The 15,802-nt window shown below is 44.7% G+C and carries 12 protein-coding genes; 5 read left to right on the top strand and 7 right to left on the bottom strand.

Features of this window, described 5'->3' with window-relative positions; all coding sequences use genetic code 11:
* Positions 1–324: 324 nt before the first annotated feature.
* Entirely contained in the window at positions 325–999 is a 675-nt protein-coding gene (gene radC, locus EAE30_RS05695; protein ID WP_123015118.1) for a RadC family protein, read from the bottom strand.
* A 231-nt stretch (positions 1,000–1,230) separates the two neighbouring features.
* Here radC and coaBC point away from each other — a divergent pair, with 231 nt between their 5' ends.
* The 3 genes from coaBC (at position 1,231) to lpxL (ending at position 4,079) form a co-directional block, all read left to right on the top strand.
* A complete protein-coding gene (gene coaBC, locus EAE30_RS05690) occupies positions 1,231–2,430 on the top strand; it encodes a bifunctional phosphopantothenoylcysteine decarboxylase/phosphopantothenate--cysteine ligase CoaBC (RefSeq protein ID WP_123015117.1) in 1,200 nt (399 codons plus the stop codon).
* A gap of 99 nt (positions 2,431–2,529) precedes the next feature.
* A complete protein-coding gene (slmA, locus tag EAE30_RS05685; protein WP_123015116.1) occupies positions 2,530–3,120 on the top strand; it encodes a nucleoid occlusion factor SlmA in 591 nt (196 codons plus the stop codon).
* Positions 3,121–3,125: 5 nt separating this feature from the next.
* The gene (gene lpxL / locus EAE30_RS05680; RefSeq protein WP_123015115.1) at positions 3,126–4,079 is read left to right on the top strand and encodes an LpxL/LpxP family Kdo(2)-lipid IV(A) lauroyl/palmitoleoyl acyltransferase; all 954 of its coding nucleotides are present in this window, start codon (positions 3,126–3,128) and stop codon (positions 4,077–4,079) included.
* Positions 4,080–4,218: 139 nt separating this feature from the next.
* Here the strand turns inward: lpxL and pyrE are convergent, their stop codons facing one another.
* Entirely contained in the window at positions 4,219–4,866 is a 648-nt protein-coding gene (gene pyrE, locus EAE30_RS05675; RefSeq protein WP_123015114.1) for an orotate phosphoribosyltransferase, read from the bottom strand.
* A gap of 134 nt (positions 4,867–5,000) precedes the next feature.
* Positions 5,001–5,717: a ribonuclease PH gene (gene rph, locus EAE30_RS05670; RefSeq protein WP_123015113.1), complete on the bottom strand. Its 717-nt coding sequence runs from the start codon at positions 5,715–5,717 to the stop codon at positions 5,001–5,003.
* A 205-nt stretch (positions 5,718–5,922) separates the two neighbouring features.
* Here rph and EAE30_RS05665 point away from each other — a divergent pair, with 205 nt between their 5' ends.
* Both EAE30_RS05665 and EAE30_RS05660 read left to right on the top strand, forming a co-directional pair.
* A complete protein-coding gene (locus EAE30_RS05665) occupies positions 5,923–6,789 on the top strand; it encodes a YicC/YloC family endoribonuclease (RefSeq protein ID WP_123015112.1) in 867 nt (288 codons plus the stop codon).
* A 203-nt stretch (positions 6,790–6,992) separates the two neighbouring features.
* Positions 6,993–8,210 (top strand): tyrosine-type recombinase/integrase, encoded by a 1,218-nt coding sequence (locus EAE30_RS05660; protein ID WP_086597672.1) that lies wholly within the window; start codon positions 6,993–6,995, stop codon positions 8,208–8,210.
* 83 nt (positions 8,211–8,293) lie between these two features.
* Here the strand turns inward: EAE30_RS05660 and darG are convergent, their stop codons facing one another.
* Genes darG through EAE30_RS05640 form a run of 4 tightly spaced genes read right to left on the bottom strand, consistent with a single transcriptional unit; the run spans position 8,294 to position 15,799 of the window.
* Positions 8,294–9,361, bottom strand: coding sequence for a type II toxin-antitoxin system antitoxin DNA ADP-ribosyl glycohydrolase DarG (gene darG, locus EAE30_RS05655; protein WP_123015111.1), 1,068 nt, complete (start codon positions 9,359–9,361; stop codon positions 8,294–8,296).
* A gap of 8 nt (positions 9,362–9,369) precedes the next feature.
* Complete coding sequence (gene darT / locus EAE30_RS05650; RefSeq protein ID WP_086597670.1) at positions 9,370–9,978, bottom strand: type II toxin-antitoxin system toxin DNA ADP-ribosyl transferase DarT; 609 nt, start codon at positions 9,976–9,978, stop codon at positions 9,370–9,372.
* Between the two features lie 30 nt (positions 9,979–10,008).
* Positions 10,009–12,756 (bottom strand): phospholipase D-like domain-containing anti-phage protein, encoded by a 2,748-nt coding sequence (locus tag EAE30_RS05645; protein ID WP_123015110.1) that lies wholly within the window; start codon positions 12,754–12,756, stop codon positions 10,009–10,011.
* A gap of 40 nt (positions 12,757–12,796) precedes the next feature.
* Complete coding sequence (locus EAE30_RS05640; RefSeq protein WP_123015109.1) at positions 12,797–15,799, bottom strand: anti-phage-associated DUF1156 domain-containing protein; 3,003 nt, start codon at positions 15,797–15,799, stop codon at positions 12,797–12,799.
* Positions 15,800–15,802 lie beyond the last annotated feature (3 nt).

Here is a 15,802-nt window from a genome sequence, read left to right as displayed (position 1 = left end):
GATCTTTTTTCTCTGGCGAGCTGATTGGTGTTAAAAAATGTCTGCGAATAGTATCAGATTTTAGCCAACTAACAAGGGAAAAAGTGCTTATATGTTCAATACTAACCCTATGGTTGACCTTGAAAAGTTGTGTTTCATTCCACTTTTACGAATAAGCCCTTTGTTTTTAAAAATAAATGTAATTTTAGTCATCATAAGATTCTTGAAAAAAAAGAGTTAATTGCACACATTTTAGACACAGACTTGATTACAATGTCCCTCATCCTTCCTTTACTGGAACTCCCCTGACATGCACACACCCCAATATCTGTGTTATCGCATCGCTCACATCCATCCACGCTCAGCAAAAGAGACCACATCACCGTCACCAACAACAAAGTGATCCAGGACTCTTATATCCACGAGTCCAAGCGCGTCCTTTAAACGGACGGTAATACGACGATCCGCCTGACTGGGTTCTGCGATACCGGATGGATGGTTGTGGGCAAGAATGACGGCCGCGGCATTATGATGTAACGCACGCTTAACCACCTCGCGGGGATATACACTCGCCGCATCAATGGTGCCTTCAAACAACACTTCATCACGGATCACCCGATGCTGATTGTCTAAAAATAATAAATAAAAGGCTTCACGCTGCCGATCGCGCAATCGACTCGACAGGTACAATTTGGTTTGTTGAGGGCTAGTGAGTGCATCTCCTCGCTGTAGCGTTTCAGCTAAGTAGCGCTGCGACATTTCGAGTACCGCTTGTAATTGCACGTATTTGGCCATACCTAAGCCTTTCTGTTGGCAAAAATCCTGTTGGGAGGCAGAAAACAATGCCCGCAGCGATCCAAATTCTCGCAGTAATGTATCCGCCAACACCACAACGTTCATGCCAGTGATGCCGGTTCTTAAAAAAATAGCGAGGAGCTCCGCATCCGTCAGTGCTTGTGCGCCACGACAAATTAACTTTTCACGGGGTAATGATTCGATGGGTAAATTCTTTAATTTCATGGCGGTCTCCTCTTCATTGCCACCTTCATAAGGGAAGGGACCGAAGAGAGACAAGACTCGCGGACGCGGCTTTCGAGTTGGTTCACTGATCTCGTTGTTTTATCGGCAAAGTTATCATCGAATATCTGGAACTGACTTCCCTTTATTTTCCCTGAAACAGAATTAGCACTACTCTGACATATCTCAGGAGTTGTGCTAGCATAGCGACCATCTTTGTTGAGGAATTCCAGAATGCAAACATTAGCAGGAAAGAACATTCTGCTGGGTATCAGTGGCGGTATCGCTGCGTACAAATGTGCAGAACTGACCCGTCGCTTAATTGAGCGTGGTGCAGCCGTTCGCGTTGTGATGACCCAAGCAGCTGAAGCTTTTATCACCCCTTTAACCATGCAAGCCGTATCAGGACAGCCCGTCTCTGATAGCTTATTCGATCCTGCGGCAGAAGCTTCTATGGGGCATATTGAATTGGCGAAATGGGCGGATTTGGTTTTACTTGCGCCTGCAACGGCCGATCTGATAGCCCGTGTGAGTGCCGGTATGGGCAATGACTTATTATCAACGCTGGTGCTAGCGACCGATGCTCCAGTGGCGCTCGCCCCAGCAATGAATCAACAAATGTATCGAAATGTCGCGACACAAGAGAATATCGCAACATTAAAACGACGCGGCTTTGAACTGTGGGGCCCCGATGCCGGAGAACAAGCATGTGGCGATATTGGCCCGGGTCGCATGCTCGAACCGATGGCGATTGTTCATCACTGTGAGCAATTCTTTGGTCCCAAACCTTTACATGGTAAGCGAGTGCTACTCACCGCAGGGCCAACGCGTGAAGCCTTAGATCCCGTGCGCTATATTAGTAATCATAGCTCTGGAAAAATGGGGTTTGCCTTGGCTTCTGCCGCAGCAAAGCTTGGCGCTGATGTCACTCTCGTCACCGGACCTGTTTCGCTCCATACGCCAGCAGGAGTTACCCGGTTAGATGTCGAGAGTGCACGTGATATGCATGAGGTTGTAATGACGCATGCACAGCACCATGATGTGTTCATTGGGTGTGCCGCGGTTGCCGATTACCGTGCTCAGCACGTCTCTGAGCAGAAAATGAAAAAAACGGCAGAGAACGATTCGATGACCATCACCATGGTCAAAAATCCGGACATTGTCGCCTCAGTGGCAGCGCTTACTGAGCACCGTCCTTTTACTGTCGGCTTTGCGGCGGAAACTCAAGATGTCGCAGACTATGCGCGTAGCAAATTATTGAAAAAGAATCTGGATATGATTTGTGCGAATGATGTCTCGGTGGCTGGTCAAGGCTTCAACAGTGACGATAACGCATTAACAGTTTACTGGAATGATTGTGAGCACGCCTTGCCTTTAGCAAGTAAAAACCAACTTGCGCATTCCTTAATGCTATTAATTAATAAACTGCTTTAACAACTCCTCTGAAGATGTATGTCGGGCTTTCTTTTCTCAGAAAGCTCTCAGGGTGACGTATTTATAGAATATAGTGGAAAGTAAAAGGATAATGGAGTTATGGCTGCCACCAAGAAATCAAATCGTCGTGAAGAAATTTTGCAAGCGCTCGCAGAAATGCTGGAGTCTCACGAAGGCGCTTCTCGTATTACTACCGCCAAGCTCGCAAAGCAAGTTGGCGTCTCTGAAGCGGCACTGTATCGCCACTTTCCGAGCAAAGCACGGATGTTTGAAGGGCTTATCGAATTCATTGAAGATTCGTTGATGACCCGTATTAACATGATTTTGGAAGAAGAAAAAGATACGCTTAATCGACTGCGCTTGGTCATTCAGTTGCTGCTCGCTTTTTCAGAACGTAACCCTGGTTTGACAAGAATTCTCTCAGGCCATGCTTTAATGTTTGAAAATGAGCGCTTACGTGAGCGTATTAACCAGTTATATGAACGTATTGAAACGTCGCTACGCCAAGTCATTCGAGAGCGTAAAATTCGTGAAGGCAAAGCTTTCCCTGTTGATGATAATATTTTAGCCGCTCAGTTATTGGGACAAGTAGAAGGCAGTTTAAACCGTTTTGTACGATCTGATTTTAAACATCTGCCAACTGCGAACTTCGAGCAATACTGGGCTCTGTTAATAGCACAGATAAAGTAAACACTATGAAGCCACATTTAGACTTTGAAAAACCACCGTTTTCTCTTTCTCTTTTGCACCCTAAACATTGGGGAATTTGGCTCGGTTTTCTCAGCCTTGCCGTGATCGTTAACTTACTGCCTTATTCAGTATTATTAACGATTGGCCGCAGTTTAGGCAAAATTGCCATGCATTTTGGCAAAGGCCGCGTACATACGGCACGACGTAATTTAGAGCTCGCATTTCCGAGAATGACCAGCGAAGAAATCGATGCCTTTGTGCTAGAGAATTTTAAAAACACAGGCGCGGGCTTAGCAGAAACGGGCATTGCATGGTTTTGGCCAACATGGCGGTTCAAACGCCTTCTCGTCACGCATGATCTGCAACCGCTGCGTGAGTATGACAAGCAAGGACGCGGCGTACTGCTATGCTGTGTTCACGCTTTAAACTTAGAGATCACCGCACGTGCTTTTGCGATTTTAGGGTTACCCGGCTATGGCGTTTTTCGTCCACATACGAATCCTGCTTATAACTGGATCCAGTATTGGGGACGGTCGCATAACGGCAATTTATTAGTGGATCGCAAAGATTTAAAGAAGATGATTCGTGTGATGCGCGAAGGTCATCGTTTATTTTATCTGCCTGATCACGACTACGGACGTAAGAAAGCCGTGTATGTGCCGTTTTTTGCGGTAGAAGATGCCTGTACCACGATTGGTACCAGTATTTTGGCAAAAATGAGTCGCTGTGCCATCGTGATGGGCTCTGGATTTCGTAATCAGCAAGGTCGTTACGACATTATTGCCGATAAGGACGTGACAGAGACCTTCCCTCTAGACGACCAAGTTGCGGCGGGAGCCTTAATGAATCAGCACGTTGAAGAAGTGATTTTACGTGCTCCAGAGCAGTGGATGTGGTTACATCGCCGCTTTAAACATGAATCCGATCAGTCCGCAAAAGGGGCGCGCCGTTATCAATAACGGCTCTCGATACCAAACGGTTCAATCGCGAAGCCAATGGCTCGCCCTTCCTAAAAAACGGACAGTATGAAGCTCCCCTGTCGGGAGCTTCATTATCTCATCCACAAAATAAGCACTGCTAGCAGCGCCGGTATCTTACTTACGCCATCACACCATACTGTTGACGATAGGTTTTTACCGCCGCTAAATGTTGCGCGCTGTCACCACGTTCTTCTAGGAACGTCACCAAATCATTCAAACTGACAATCGAAATCACACGACAAGCAAAGTCTCGCTCCACTTCTTGAATCGCCGATAACTCACCACGGCCTTTTTCTTGGCGATCAATGGCCACGAGCACCCCCGCTAAATCGGCGCCATTTTGTTGAATGATCTGCATCGATTCTCGAATCGCGGTTCCCGCGGTAATCACATCATCGACTAACATGATACGCCCTTCTAGTGGGCTACCCACTAGGCTGCCGCCTTCCCCGTGATCTTTGGCTTCTTTACGGTTAAAACAATAAGGCATGTCGGTGTCATGATGGTCCGCCAGAGCCACGGCTGTCGTCGTGGCAATCGGAATACCTTTATACGCCGGACCAAATAGCACATCATAATCCATCCCTGAATCGGCCAATGCCGCCGCATAAAAGCGCCCTAGACGCGCTAAATCACGTCCGGTATTAAACAATCCAGCGTTAAAAAAATAAGGGCTTGTTCGTCCCGACTTCAACGTAAACTCACCAAACTTAAGGACTTCTTTCTCAAGGGCAAACTCAATAAACTCACGCTGGTACGCTTTCATTCTTTTCTCCTAGTCTCTCTTATCGTGACCGTGCTCGGTCGGGTATCATCCGGTAACTACCACGCCTCTCATTCCTTGCCGTGGTATAAAAAACGCAAAAAAATAGCCCCTAACTAGGAGCTATTTTTTAAAAACTAATCCATCAGGGACTCTTTTTGCACCTGAACAATATCGGCAATGCCTTTTTGCGCACTGGCCAACAATCGCAACAACTCATCATGACTGAACGGTTCGCCTTCTGCGGTGCCTTGTACCTCAATCATCTTGCCATCTTCTGTCATGACCACATTCATGTCGGTGTCGGCCTTCGAATCTTCAACATATTCTAAATCACATAAGACGTCTTCACCGAGAATACCAACCGATACCGCCGCCACATGCCCCTTCATTGGGTTTTTCTTCAATTTTCCTTGGGCAATCAATTGCGCAAACGCATCGGCCATCGCGACACTGGCTCCCGTAATTGACGCTGTACGAGTACCACCATCAGCCTGAATGACATCGCAATCGACCGTAATCATGATCTCGCCCATCACTTCTCTATCCACGACGGCACGTAAACTGCGAGCAATCAAACGTTGGATTTCCATCGTGCGTCCGCCTTGTTTGCCGCTGGCCGCTTCGCGACGAGTACGCGTGTGAGTGGCACGAGGTAACATACCGTACTCAGCGGTCACCCAACCTTTGCCTTGGCCTTTTAACCAACGCGGGACATTTTCTTCTACTGTGGCGTTACACAATACTTTGGTATTGCCAAACTCGACTAATACAGACCCTTCTGCATAAGCGGTGTAGTTGCGTGTAATTTTTATAGAACGTACTTGGTCCGCAGCGCGGTTATTTGGACGCATAATCTTGAGCCTTGCTTAGGTGAGAAGATAATGATTGGAAAAAGATTATAACGAAAATCGATTGCGCTTCCTACCCTAAGCCAACCAGCAATAAGAAAAGAGACTTGCAAACATGTCGTGCAACGCTGATTGATTTATCGGGAGTTATGGTACTATGTTGTCTGTTTGCAATAGCCTGAAAAGTTTAAGAGCTAAGGACACACTAATGATTTACAGCATGACAGCGTACGCACGCAAAGAAGTGAAAGGCGATTGGGGCAGCGCCGTATGGGAAATCCGTTCGGTGAACCAACGTTATTTGGAAACTTATTTCCGCCTCCCTGAGCAATTCCGCGGCCTTGAGCCTGTATTGCGTGAGCGTTTTCGTAAGCGTCTTGCTCGAGGAAAAGTCGAATGTCACTTACGCTTTGAAGCGAACCCAGCGGCACAAAGCGCATTGAACATTAATGAAACGCTCGCTCAGCAAGTGATTGAAGCGGCGAACAAAGTCATGCACATGACGGGCGAACCGAGCCGAGTCAGCCCATTTCAGATCATGCAATGGCCAGGCGTGATGGAAACGCCAGAGCAAGACATGGACGCCATTAACCAAGACTTGCTGAGCGGCTTTGATGATGCCATGACCGATTTTATCGCCGCTCGCGCCAGCGAAGGCGACAATATGAAAGCACTCATTGAACAGCGTCTAACGGCCATCAGTGAAGAAGTGGTGAAAGTTCGCACTCGCATGCCAGAAATTCTTGAATGGCAACGTGATCGCCTACGCGCTAAATTTGAAGAAGCCCAAGTCGAGCTCGATCCTTCGCGCGTTGAGCAAGAAATGATTTTACTCGCGCAAAAATCCGATGTTGCAGAAGAGTTAGACCGCCTAGACTCGCACGTAAAAGAAGCGACGAACGTTCTCAACAAAGGCGGCGCGTGCGGCCGTCGTCTTGACTTCATGATGCAAGAGTTTAACCGTGAATCCAACACACTCGCGTCGAAATCCATCAGCACCGACATCACCGCCTCTGGTGTTGAGCTCAAAGTCTTAATTGAGCAAATGAGAGAGCAGATCCAAAACATCGAATGATTTCCACACGCTTCCATATTGTTATTTAAGGCAATAAATATCAACAACTTAACTATGAGTTAATTCCATGCCGGTCCATAGAGAACCATCTTTAACCACCACCAGCTGGTGGTTAAAGTGGTGGGTATGTTACACTATCATCAGAGCATGGTGGTGGGTAAAGTAAGATTCCGCCGATTTAATGGATATGGAGTTAGGTTGGGATGTCTCAGTTAACAGTTAAGAAAGTGGAAGCATTAATTAGAGCTGGTGGGGATAAAACAAAGCGCTATGGTGATGGTGGTGGTTTGTATTTGGTTGTTCCCCATTCTGGCTATCCTAGTTGGATGTTGCGTTTCACATCGAACAAAAAGCGCCGCGAAATGACACTCGGTAAAGTTAGTGATATCTCTTTACGTGACGCCCGACTCCTCGCTGCCGAAAAAATGAAACAAGTCCGCGAAGGGTTTGATCCGCTCATACAACGAAAGCGCGCAGAGCAAGAAAAAATTAAAACCGTTAACGACTTGTTTTCAGACTGGTACCCATCCCTAGAAAAACGTTTAAAGCACCCTAACATTCCGAAACGTGTCTTCTTAAAAGATATTGCCCCTCATATCGGCGATATCCCTCTCGAGCAAGTCAACGCTCGTGATATTCGCACCACTATTAATGCCATTACTGCTGCCGGGAAACCCGCAATCGCGAATGACGCCCTTAACTATTGTAAACAACTGTTCAACCATGGAATGAAGCTCGACCTCATGCAAGGTAATCCTGCTTCTGCATTTACGGTTCGGGATGCTGGCGGTGTGGAAAAGAGCAGAGATAGAGCCTTAACTACCGAAGAGCTCAAGCAGTTTTTTAATACCGCTAAACAAAACCCGATGAGCTTTACCCGTGACAACTATTTAGCATGTGCCTTACTAGTGTGCTTAGGTGTACGTAAATCCGAGCTGTGCGAAGCCAAATGGGAAGAGTTTGATTTAGAAAAAGCAGTTTGGGAACTCCCAAAAGAACGCAGCAAAACCAATGTTGCTCTTACTATCCCTTTAGCGAAACCAGTATTAGAATGGTTTGAAGAACTGAAAGTGAGAAGCTTAGGCTCTGAGTATGTATTCCCTAGTCGCCGATCCAGTAAAAATCCACATATGGGGCCAGATACGCTTAATCGTGCGATTACCAAACTATTCGGGCATGAACCAGGTAAAAAGAAACAGCCGCCGAATCTTATGGGGGATATGCCTCACTTTACTGTTCATGATCTACGCCGTACGTGCCGCACTTTATTGGCACAACAAGGCACCCCCGGCCATGTGGCCGAAAGGTGCTTGAATCACAAGTTAAAAGGTGTTGAAGGGATTTATGACCGACATGATTATTTTGAAGAGCGGAGAGAGGCTTTAACTACGCTCGCAGCTAAAGTGCACAGATTTATTTAGTTGGTACGCCATACCTTAAAAATTTTATTTAACACTAATACAATTTAACAGAGAACAATAAGTCCTCTGTTAAATTGTGTGATTCATGAAGTAGGGGCTTTGTTATCAAGCCAACCTTGTTCTTTTAGTCTATTCCATGCTGCCAATATGTGCGCAGGTTTCATCTTTGCTTTTCTTGCATTCCAGCTTTGAACACCATGAACTACATCATCAGAACTCAAGTCTTTATCATTATATTCTTGGGTCGCCACCCAATGAACGGTAGAAAGCAACTCCATACCATTTTGAGATTCAAATCCTTCGATTAATTTAGCCACTTTATCAAAGCGCAGTTTGGTATCAATATGCCGCTCAAGATAATCAAGAGCCTCTGTGGCGGCATCTTCTCTGAGCTCTATCGGTGTCTCCGGTTTATTTAAACCGTCGGCATAACCAGATATAAAATGACCTTCCATTTTATCAAGCACATGACGAAGAACATCAGCATAAGGCCCATAATGGTGTTTCTGAAAGACGACCTTGTTTAATGGCTCACCAACAGCTGTTAGAAAGTAGACAAGCTTCTGTACTTCCAATAAAGATAAACGATAACCGAACCCTGTAGACACATAGCGCTCGATCAAACCAAGCACAGCGGCCCGACCAGCTGTCATAGCTGGTCGTTTAGTCCTATTTATCATAGCTTCGGCTTTCGGTGCTGCTTGTGGTGGATAGACTCGCCATTCAACATCAGGCATATCCACCAAATGCTTATTAATCAATTGATCTACTTGATGCCAAGGTAAGCCCCCTAAACCGCTGCCTAATGCTGGAATAGCTACCGATTTAAGGTCTAAACGCTTGACTTCTGCCTTCAAGCTATCCAAGCCTTGCTCAATAAATTCAAGCTTTGATTTCCCCTTCCAGTGCGCTTTGGTTGGAAAATTAATCACATAGTACGGTGCATTCATTGAGTTAAGAGATACCGATAATACTTGTCCTGTTACTAGAGATTTATCATCACAGGCTTTCTTATAAACTTTAAAGTTCTCAGGGAACGCTTTTTTAAACTGCAATGCCAAACCTTTACCCATCACTCCAACAGTATTGACGGTGTTAATAATAGCATCAGCTTGATCATGCAATATATTCCCTGTTTGATAAGTGATCATAGTAACCTCTAGTAATACCATTCAGGTCGAACAACGACCTCTGGCTTATGCTGCGCAACCTGGAGCAAAGCATTCACTTCATCTGCGATAGCTTGAGTTTTAACGCCAATTTGCTGGATGGTAATCCATTGTACAGATTCAAAGGCTAAAAACTCCGCTTGCTTTTCTTCTTTAAAGTCCTGCCAGTACTTCTCATTAATGATTCGTTGAATATCTAGTTCACCAATACGATCAAAGTCATCTATTTGTTCTGCGTAATCCAAATCAGCATGAATATCAGTAAAGAAACAATGTTGATTGCTCAATCGGATAGTGTCAGTGTCACTGATTAAGTGTAGCACCCTGTCCTGTCCACCTTGGAAGTCTGGATGCCCTTTGTAGATAACAAACAGCATCACAGAGCGAGGGCAAAAGTTAAAAGGTACATACTGACCAATGGTTCCACCTGCCGCTACATTAACAGGGCGAACAAGGCGCCGCTGTTTAATGTGACTGTAGCCAATATTCTGATTGACTAATCCCAGCTCAATTCGCTTAGAGTCAGACCATAAACATCCTTGCGCTAAGATGCTGCCAAGGTTATCGATATGCGTGATGTGCGACACTTTAACAGTCATTATCATCTCTTCTTACTGTAACACTATGACTCATTTTGTCTCACTCCAACCAGAAGTCATTAACTCACTAAAGTCTCTTCTTGATAAAACGTTAGAGCAATCTCGCCAATCTTTATCCGACGGTTCCATGGTGCTTGTATAACGAAGATCAAAGCCATTGGCTTTCTTTTGCGCGTCGATGTACTCGTCCATTTTTTCGCCCATCGACTCAATGTCTTCTATCCATTCATCTTTAATCGTATCTGGCAATGCGCCAAACAAGTTGTAACGATCCTGCATACGCTCAGATAGCTTGTCATATACCTTTTCATCAACAGTCTGCTCATTGACCAAATTAAGCATATCTACTTGCTCTCGAACTTGCCCAAAGCGCTTAATTCGACCTATTCTTTGTTCCAACTTGGTTGGGTTCCAAGGGAGATCAACATTTATGAGTGTACCTAACGTTTGAAGGTTCAACCCTTCACAAGCTGCATCTGTAGCTATCATTATTTCTAATTGATGCTCTGAGACCATTTTCTTTAAGGTCTCACGCTCAATATTAACGCTATCACCCTTTTGGTATAGACGACTTCTCCCTGCTCCAGCATATAAACCGACAGCTTGATGTGGGTATCGCTCCGCTAAAGAGTCTGCAACCCATTTTGCTGTGTCGTAGTACTGACTGAAAATAATAACTCCGTGCTTGAGCCAGCCCTCCTGTTCCAAGTAATGCAGTACAGCACGTAGTTTGGGATCTTCATCAACACTTTCTAAACTAGCAATCATTTGTTCAAGAACCGCTATCTCTTCTGGGCTTTCCGCTTTTAGTTCAATCAACTGCTCATCACTTTCTTCTTGAACGGTTCGTCCCTCAAGCAGCATTTTGGCTGTATTTAACCCGGCAACAATACTTGAACAAATACGCTGCTCCATGAGGTTTTTCATAAAACCACCACCTTTCCCGCTTTGCGAAAGCACTTTACCAAAATGTCGAGCTTCTGTGTAAGCCTGGCGAAACTCTTCACTAGTAATTAGCGCCTTACCCGTAAACAAACTGCCAAACTTATGCTCTTCTTTAGCAAGCTGTCTATCTGGGTGAACATGAACACCAATACGGGGGAGTAGATTTGCGTCCTCTAATGTCACACGTTTACGTAAAACGATATGACGAACAAATGGATTCTCTCGCTGGAAAAAACTAGCTCCAGCAATATCACGATCTAGCTCGTCTTCTAGGTAGTCCCTAGAGTCCTCAGATAGATCTGTTAATGGGTTTCTAATATCTGACTTTCGATTATTTAGTAGCTCAAGATCTTCGCGAATGGAGCGAATCAGTTTCCGCGAATGCTTCTCGTTGCTAGAATCAACCATAGGGAGCGGTGAACGTAACAGCTCCCATGCAAAACTAGGCGAGCTTACATGCTGCTCACCTGACAAAATAGGTAGTACTTCTTTTGGGCGATGCCACTTAGCTAAATCGTTCCCTAGCACAAAATTGCCGTCACCTTGATGCAATATGCCCATAAGGTCCCAAAGGTCTTCTGAACGAGTTTGAATGGGGGTCGCCGTACCCAAGAGTACATGATCGGAACGCGCAGCAACATCACGCATAAATGCAAGTAGATTATTAGGAGTACCCGCTTCCTTTCCAAAACCTTGTCGGCTGCGTGCCTTATGTGCTTCATCAAGAATCGTAAGACCAAACCTCAAACCTAGAAGATGCTCTTTCTCTAAAGACTCTTGCATCATCAACCCAGTAGAGACAATGCCAATACGCAGAGGGCACTTGGCGATAAACTCCTGACCTGAAGGCGATATCACTCGCTCATCCGAATCTATCCAAGCTTTTTTTTGTGTATGCCATCTGGCACAAGGAATACCTAGCTTGTCTATCATCTCTGTTTGCCACTGCTCACAGAGCGTGGCTGGTGCAAAAATAATTACGGGTTTACGCTTTTTGTTTTCTTTATCACTAAGAAGGCAAAGACTCAATGCAGCTGTCGCCATTGATAAAGTTTTACCTAACCCAACCTCATCAGCAATAAGCAAGCGTACAATGCCATGATTACGATAATGACGAATACACTCGGTAACAAAACCTTGTTGCCAGGGCCTTAGTGAAAAACCCTGACGATAAAGTGGTGACTCAATTAATGCTGCTGGTGCTACATCATCTTCATCATCAATCTCATCAAATATGATTTCACGACGATATCCACGGCGCTTAACCTCTCGTATTACTGCATCGGGCAGCTGGCGAGCAGCGTTCCACAGGTATTCAAACTCTTCTTCTATCCATGTAACCCCTTCAGGAGAGTCATCCTCCCAAAGGATCTCATAGTGCCTTTGCCAACCACTACTTGTTTCATTCATTGACCCCATGAAGCCCAGTTTTCGGCCATCCGCACACTCGATGACTCCAGCTTTACCATGTAGAAAGCCACACACACTGTCAGGTGCAACACGAATGACTTGCCCGTGCTTAGCTAAAAAGCTATCAAGTCTTAGATAACGGTCACGATTAAGCAGAGCTTCCGTCTCTATGTCTTGCTCATTCCAGCGCCCAATCATCTTAGACTCTCGAAGCTGAGCTACTTTCAAGTCGTCAGGGTGAATATCCACGTTACAGACGATTTTTACATCGGGGATCGCTTCAATAAGCTCATGAGCAACTTCAAATAAAGAACTGGTAAAGTAACCCGCTATGCGTTTATAGCTGCGGGCTCCTTTTAAGTGCTCAAGTAAAAAGCTGCTATCAAGCCGATGAGTTCGCGAAGAAAACCGTCTGATCGCCATATATTATCCCTCACACCATGAGTAATTCATCATTGATCGCTTAGTTTCCTAACGCTCGCATATTGCGTAAACGAGCACCCAGCACTTCCGCGACATCACGGGTGGTTTGCACCGGAGCTTTGCTTTCAATGAACTTAAGCATATCTATTAAGACCGGTCGAACTTCCATAAATTCAGGTAGTTCTTCCTGAAGGTGACTAATCACAGTTTGAGGTTCAGCTTCGGCTAATAGTTGCTGTAAACCTATAATTAACTGCCCCAACCATGTTGAACCTATCTCATTGCTTTCTGTTAAGTCACGAGATTCAAACTCTGGAATTCGTTTCAATTGAGCTTTGTTGGCAGCCATACTTCCCATTACACGAGTGTAATCTTCAACGCGGAATGCCTTAGCAAAGTTTTGATAGTTGTCTAGCTTGCCAGCTCCAGTGGTCTCAATATCCATCATTCTTAAGTAAAAACGTTGAATACCACTTAGCTTCTGCCAAGTGTCAGCGCTTAACCCTTCAGGCACTAAAAGGCTATTTGCAGCCTCTGCCGCTTGTTGAACGATTTCATCAACGACTGTTACTTCACCTTTAGTGCGGGGGCGTAGTGCGAATGTTGTTACGTCTTCACCACCAATGTGGGTATAAGATGTAAGCACTTTTAACGCTGCGGCATAACCTGCCATCTGTAAGTCAGAATCGTTAAATATTGGCTCACCCATCTTATCTTTCACTTCATCATTCAGATGCATCATTGTTTCGATCTGGTTTTTCACTTCAGCTCGAACTGCAGGGAGCAGACGTTGTTTAAACCCAGAATTCTCTCCCGCAGGGCGTTTACGTAACATCAAAATCACGGTGCCTTGAACATAGCCACCTTTCTTTAACTCAGTGCTTGTTTCTGTAGCAATATACCAAGCCCCTACAACTTGCAGCCCAGCCGCCCAGAATATACCAACCATATCTGACCATACGCCAGTATCTTGGTGGGTAAACATTACACACTGCATACCGTTGTCTGGCATATGATTTGCCATGGCTTTATACGCATTAACCATACCTTTACGGAAGTTATCACCTGCTCCCTTAATAGCAAGTGCTCGTCTAGAATCCCAGGTCCACTCATCGAATGGAGCTGGTGGGTTTTTGCGTAGCCATGCAATAAAATACTCTGTTATTTCATGATAATGTACAGCATCAGCATATGGTGGATCTGTCACATAAATATCATTAACAACGTCTACTTTATCTGCTTCATGGTTTTTTAATTGAATATCAATATCAGAAATCGGACTGTTAGCAAAACCGAAAGAGCGACCTGCTTCATGACTAGTAAAACAACGAGTTCCATAGTTATAGAAAGTATTTAGTGCTTGGTTATAGAAAACATTGTTCGTTTTTTCCCAGTGAATCATCCAGTTTGCAATTCTAGAGTTCCAATCCAATGACTTAGCGTTAAATATATAGTCCTCTGGCGTATTATTCTTAAAGTAAAGAGCGTACATCAACAAATGTCGAGCATTGAATAAATGATGCCAGTGTGTCCAACCTCGCTCTCGAATTGGTTGATCTGTATTGTAACCAGACTCAATAGCCATATCAGGAACGAGCCCCTCATGCTGCCATTTGACTATATTGTCAGAAACGAGCTGATTAACTTTTTGTTCTCGTTGGATATCCTCTTGTGATACACCTGTAAAGAACGTTTCTTGTCTCGATTGATCCAAGCTACTTTTTGTTATCCAGTGGATTGCATATAGGCGTTCTTGAAAAATATCATCACCACGCGGAGCGAAATCTTCTTTTTCCCACTTTCTCAGACGATTTTTATTAGTCCCGTCAGAATCTTTGTAGTCGCCTCGCAATGTTTTTATCGGGGTGCGGTAAGTTTTACCATCAAGCTCATAAACTAAAGCGCCCTCTCTGACTGTTCCTTCATTTGCTTGCTTCATCTCAGAAGCGGATACATTGCTAACAACTTCTATATCGAAACGCTTAACCTCATAGTTAGGGATCAATCTAGCTATGGTATTTTTTTGTTTAGAGATCACCCAAGTAGGAGACATAGGCACAAGCCAACCTGTCTCAGGACATTTTGTTTCTAAACAGTAAAGGTAGGCTTTTGCTCGGTTGCCATGTTCATCATGCTCTATCCCTAAAGCCGTGATTTCATCATCTACTGCTTTCGCAACTTCTTTCTGTTTGCTCTCAATTTCAGCCTTTCTTTCTGGTGATGCTCCAATAATGTTTAGAGCTCCCCAAGTTAGCATGAGAGCTATTGGGTTAAGGTCTGAAGCATACACATCGCAACCCAGACGCGCCGCTTCAAATGGTATCGAACCACCGCCGCTAAAAGTGTCAGCTACTCTTGGCTTATGCCCGTACCTTAATATACCTAGTTGCTCAACAAGTTCCTGATGAGAATTAGCTTCTATGCCTAAGTCTTTATAATGGCTATTTACTTTTGCCCATACGTGTTGTGTTAACCAAGCTTGATCGACTTCTTCAGGACGTTTACATAACAGTGATTTCTCTTCGTAGCCTTCAATAGTATCAAGATATAGAGCTAACAAACTGATTTTATCTTTTTCTTCGATATCACGTCGCCAACGCAGTTTTAAGCCCAACTCATCAGGGGATAGAGGAAAAATCAAAGAATCAACCTCACTAAAGCGCGTACTATCTACTTTTACATTGTGAGCAAAATAATCCCACGGATTATGAAGGCTTACTTTCTCTGCTATGTCTTTAGGTTTGATTGCGTTCTGAATTAAGGCTCTTTTGGCTAGACTCTCATTATCGAATGCCATCAACATCTCGAAGATTTCTAAGTCTTTCTCAGTATCATTTGTTTGTGGCAATAGGCTACCAAGTACAACTGAGCGTACCAAAATCAGAGGCTTACGGCCTTTCCAGTATGAGCCCAGTCCAGTTAGTGTCTGACCAAGGTTCGCTTTTCTTTCTTTTTGAGCTTCGAAAGAAACTTTTTGTGCAGGGAACACTGCTTCAATTAGCGCAGGAGCATCTTTTAATGCAAAGGGCGTTAGTTGTGCCATTTA

Origin of the sequence: Vibrio zhugei, from assembly GCF_003716875.1 — a bacterium.
Lineage (GTDB): Bacteria > Pseudomonadota > Gammaproteobacteria > Enterobacterales > Vibrionaceae > Vibrio > Vibrio zhugei.
Note: the sequence above shows the minus strand (reverse complement) of the source record. Positions and strands in the feature narration are given on the sequence as shown.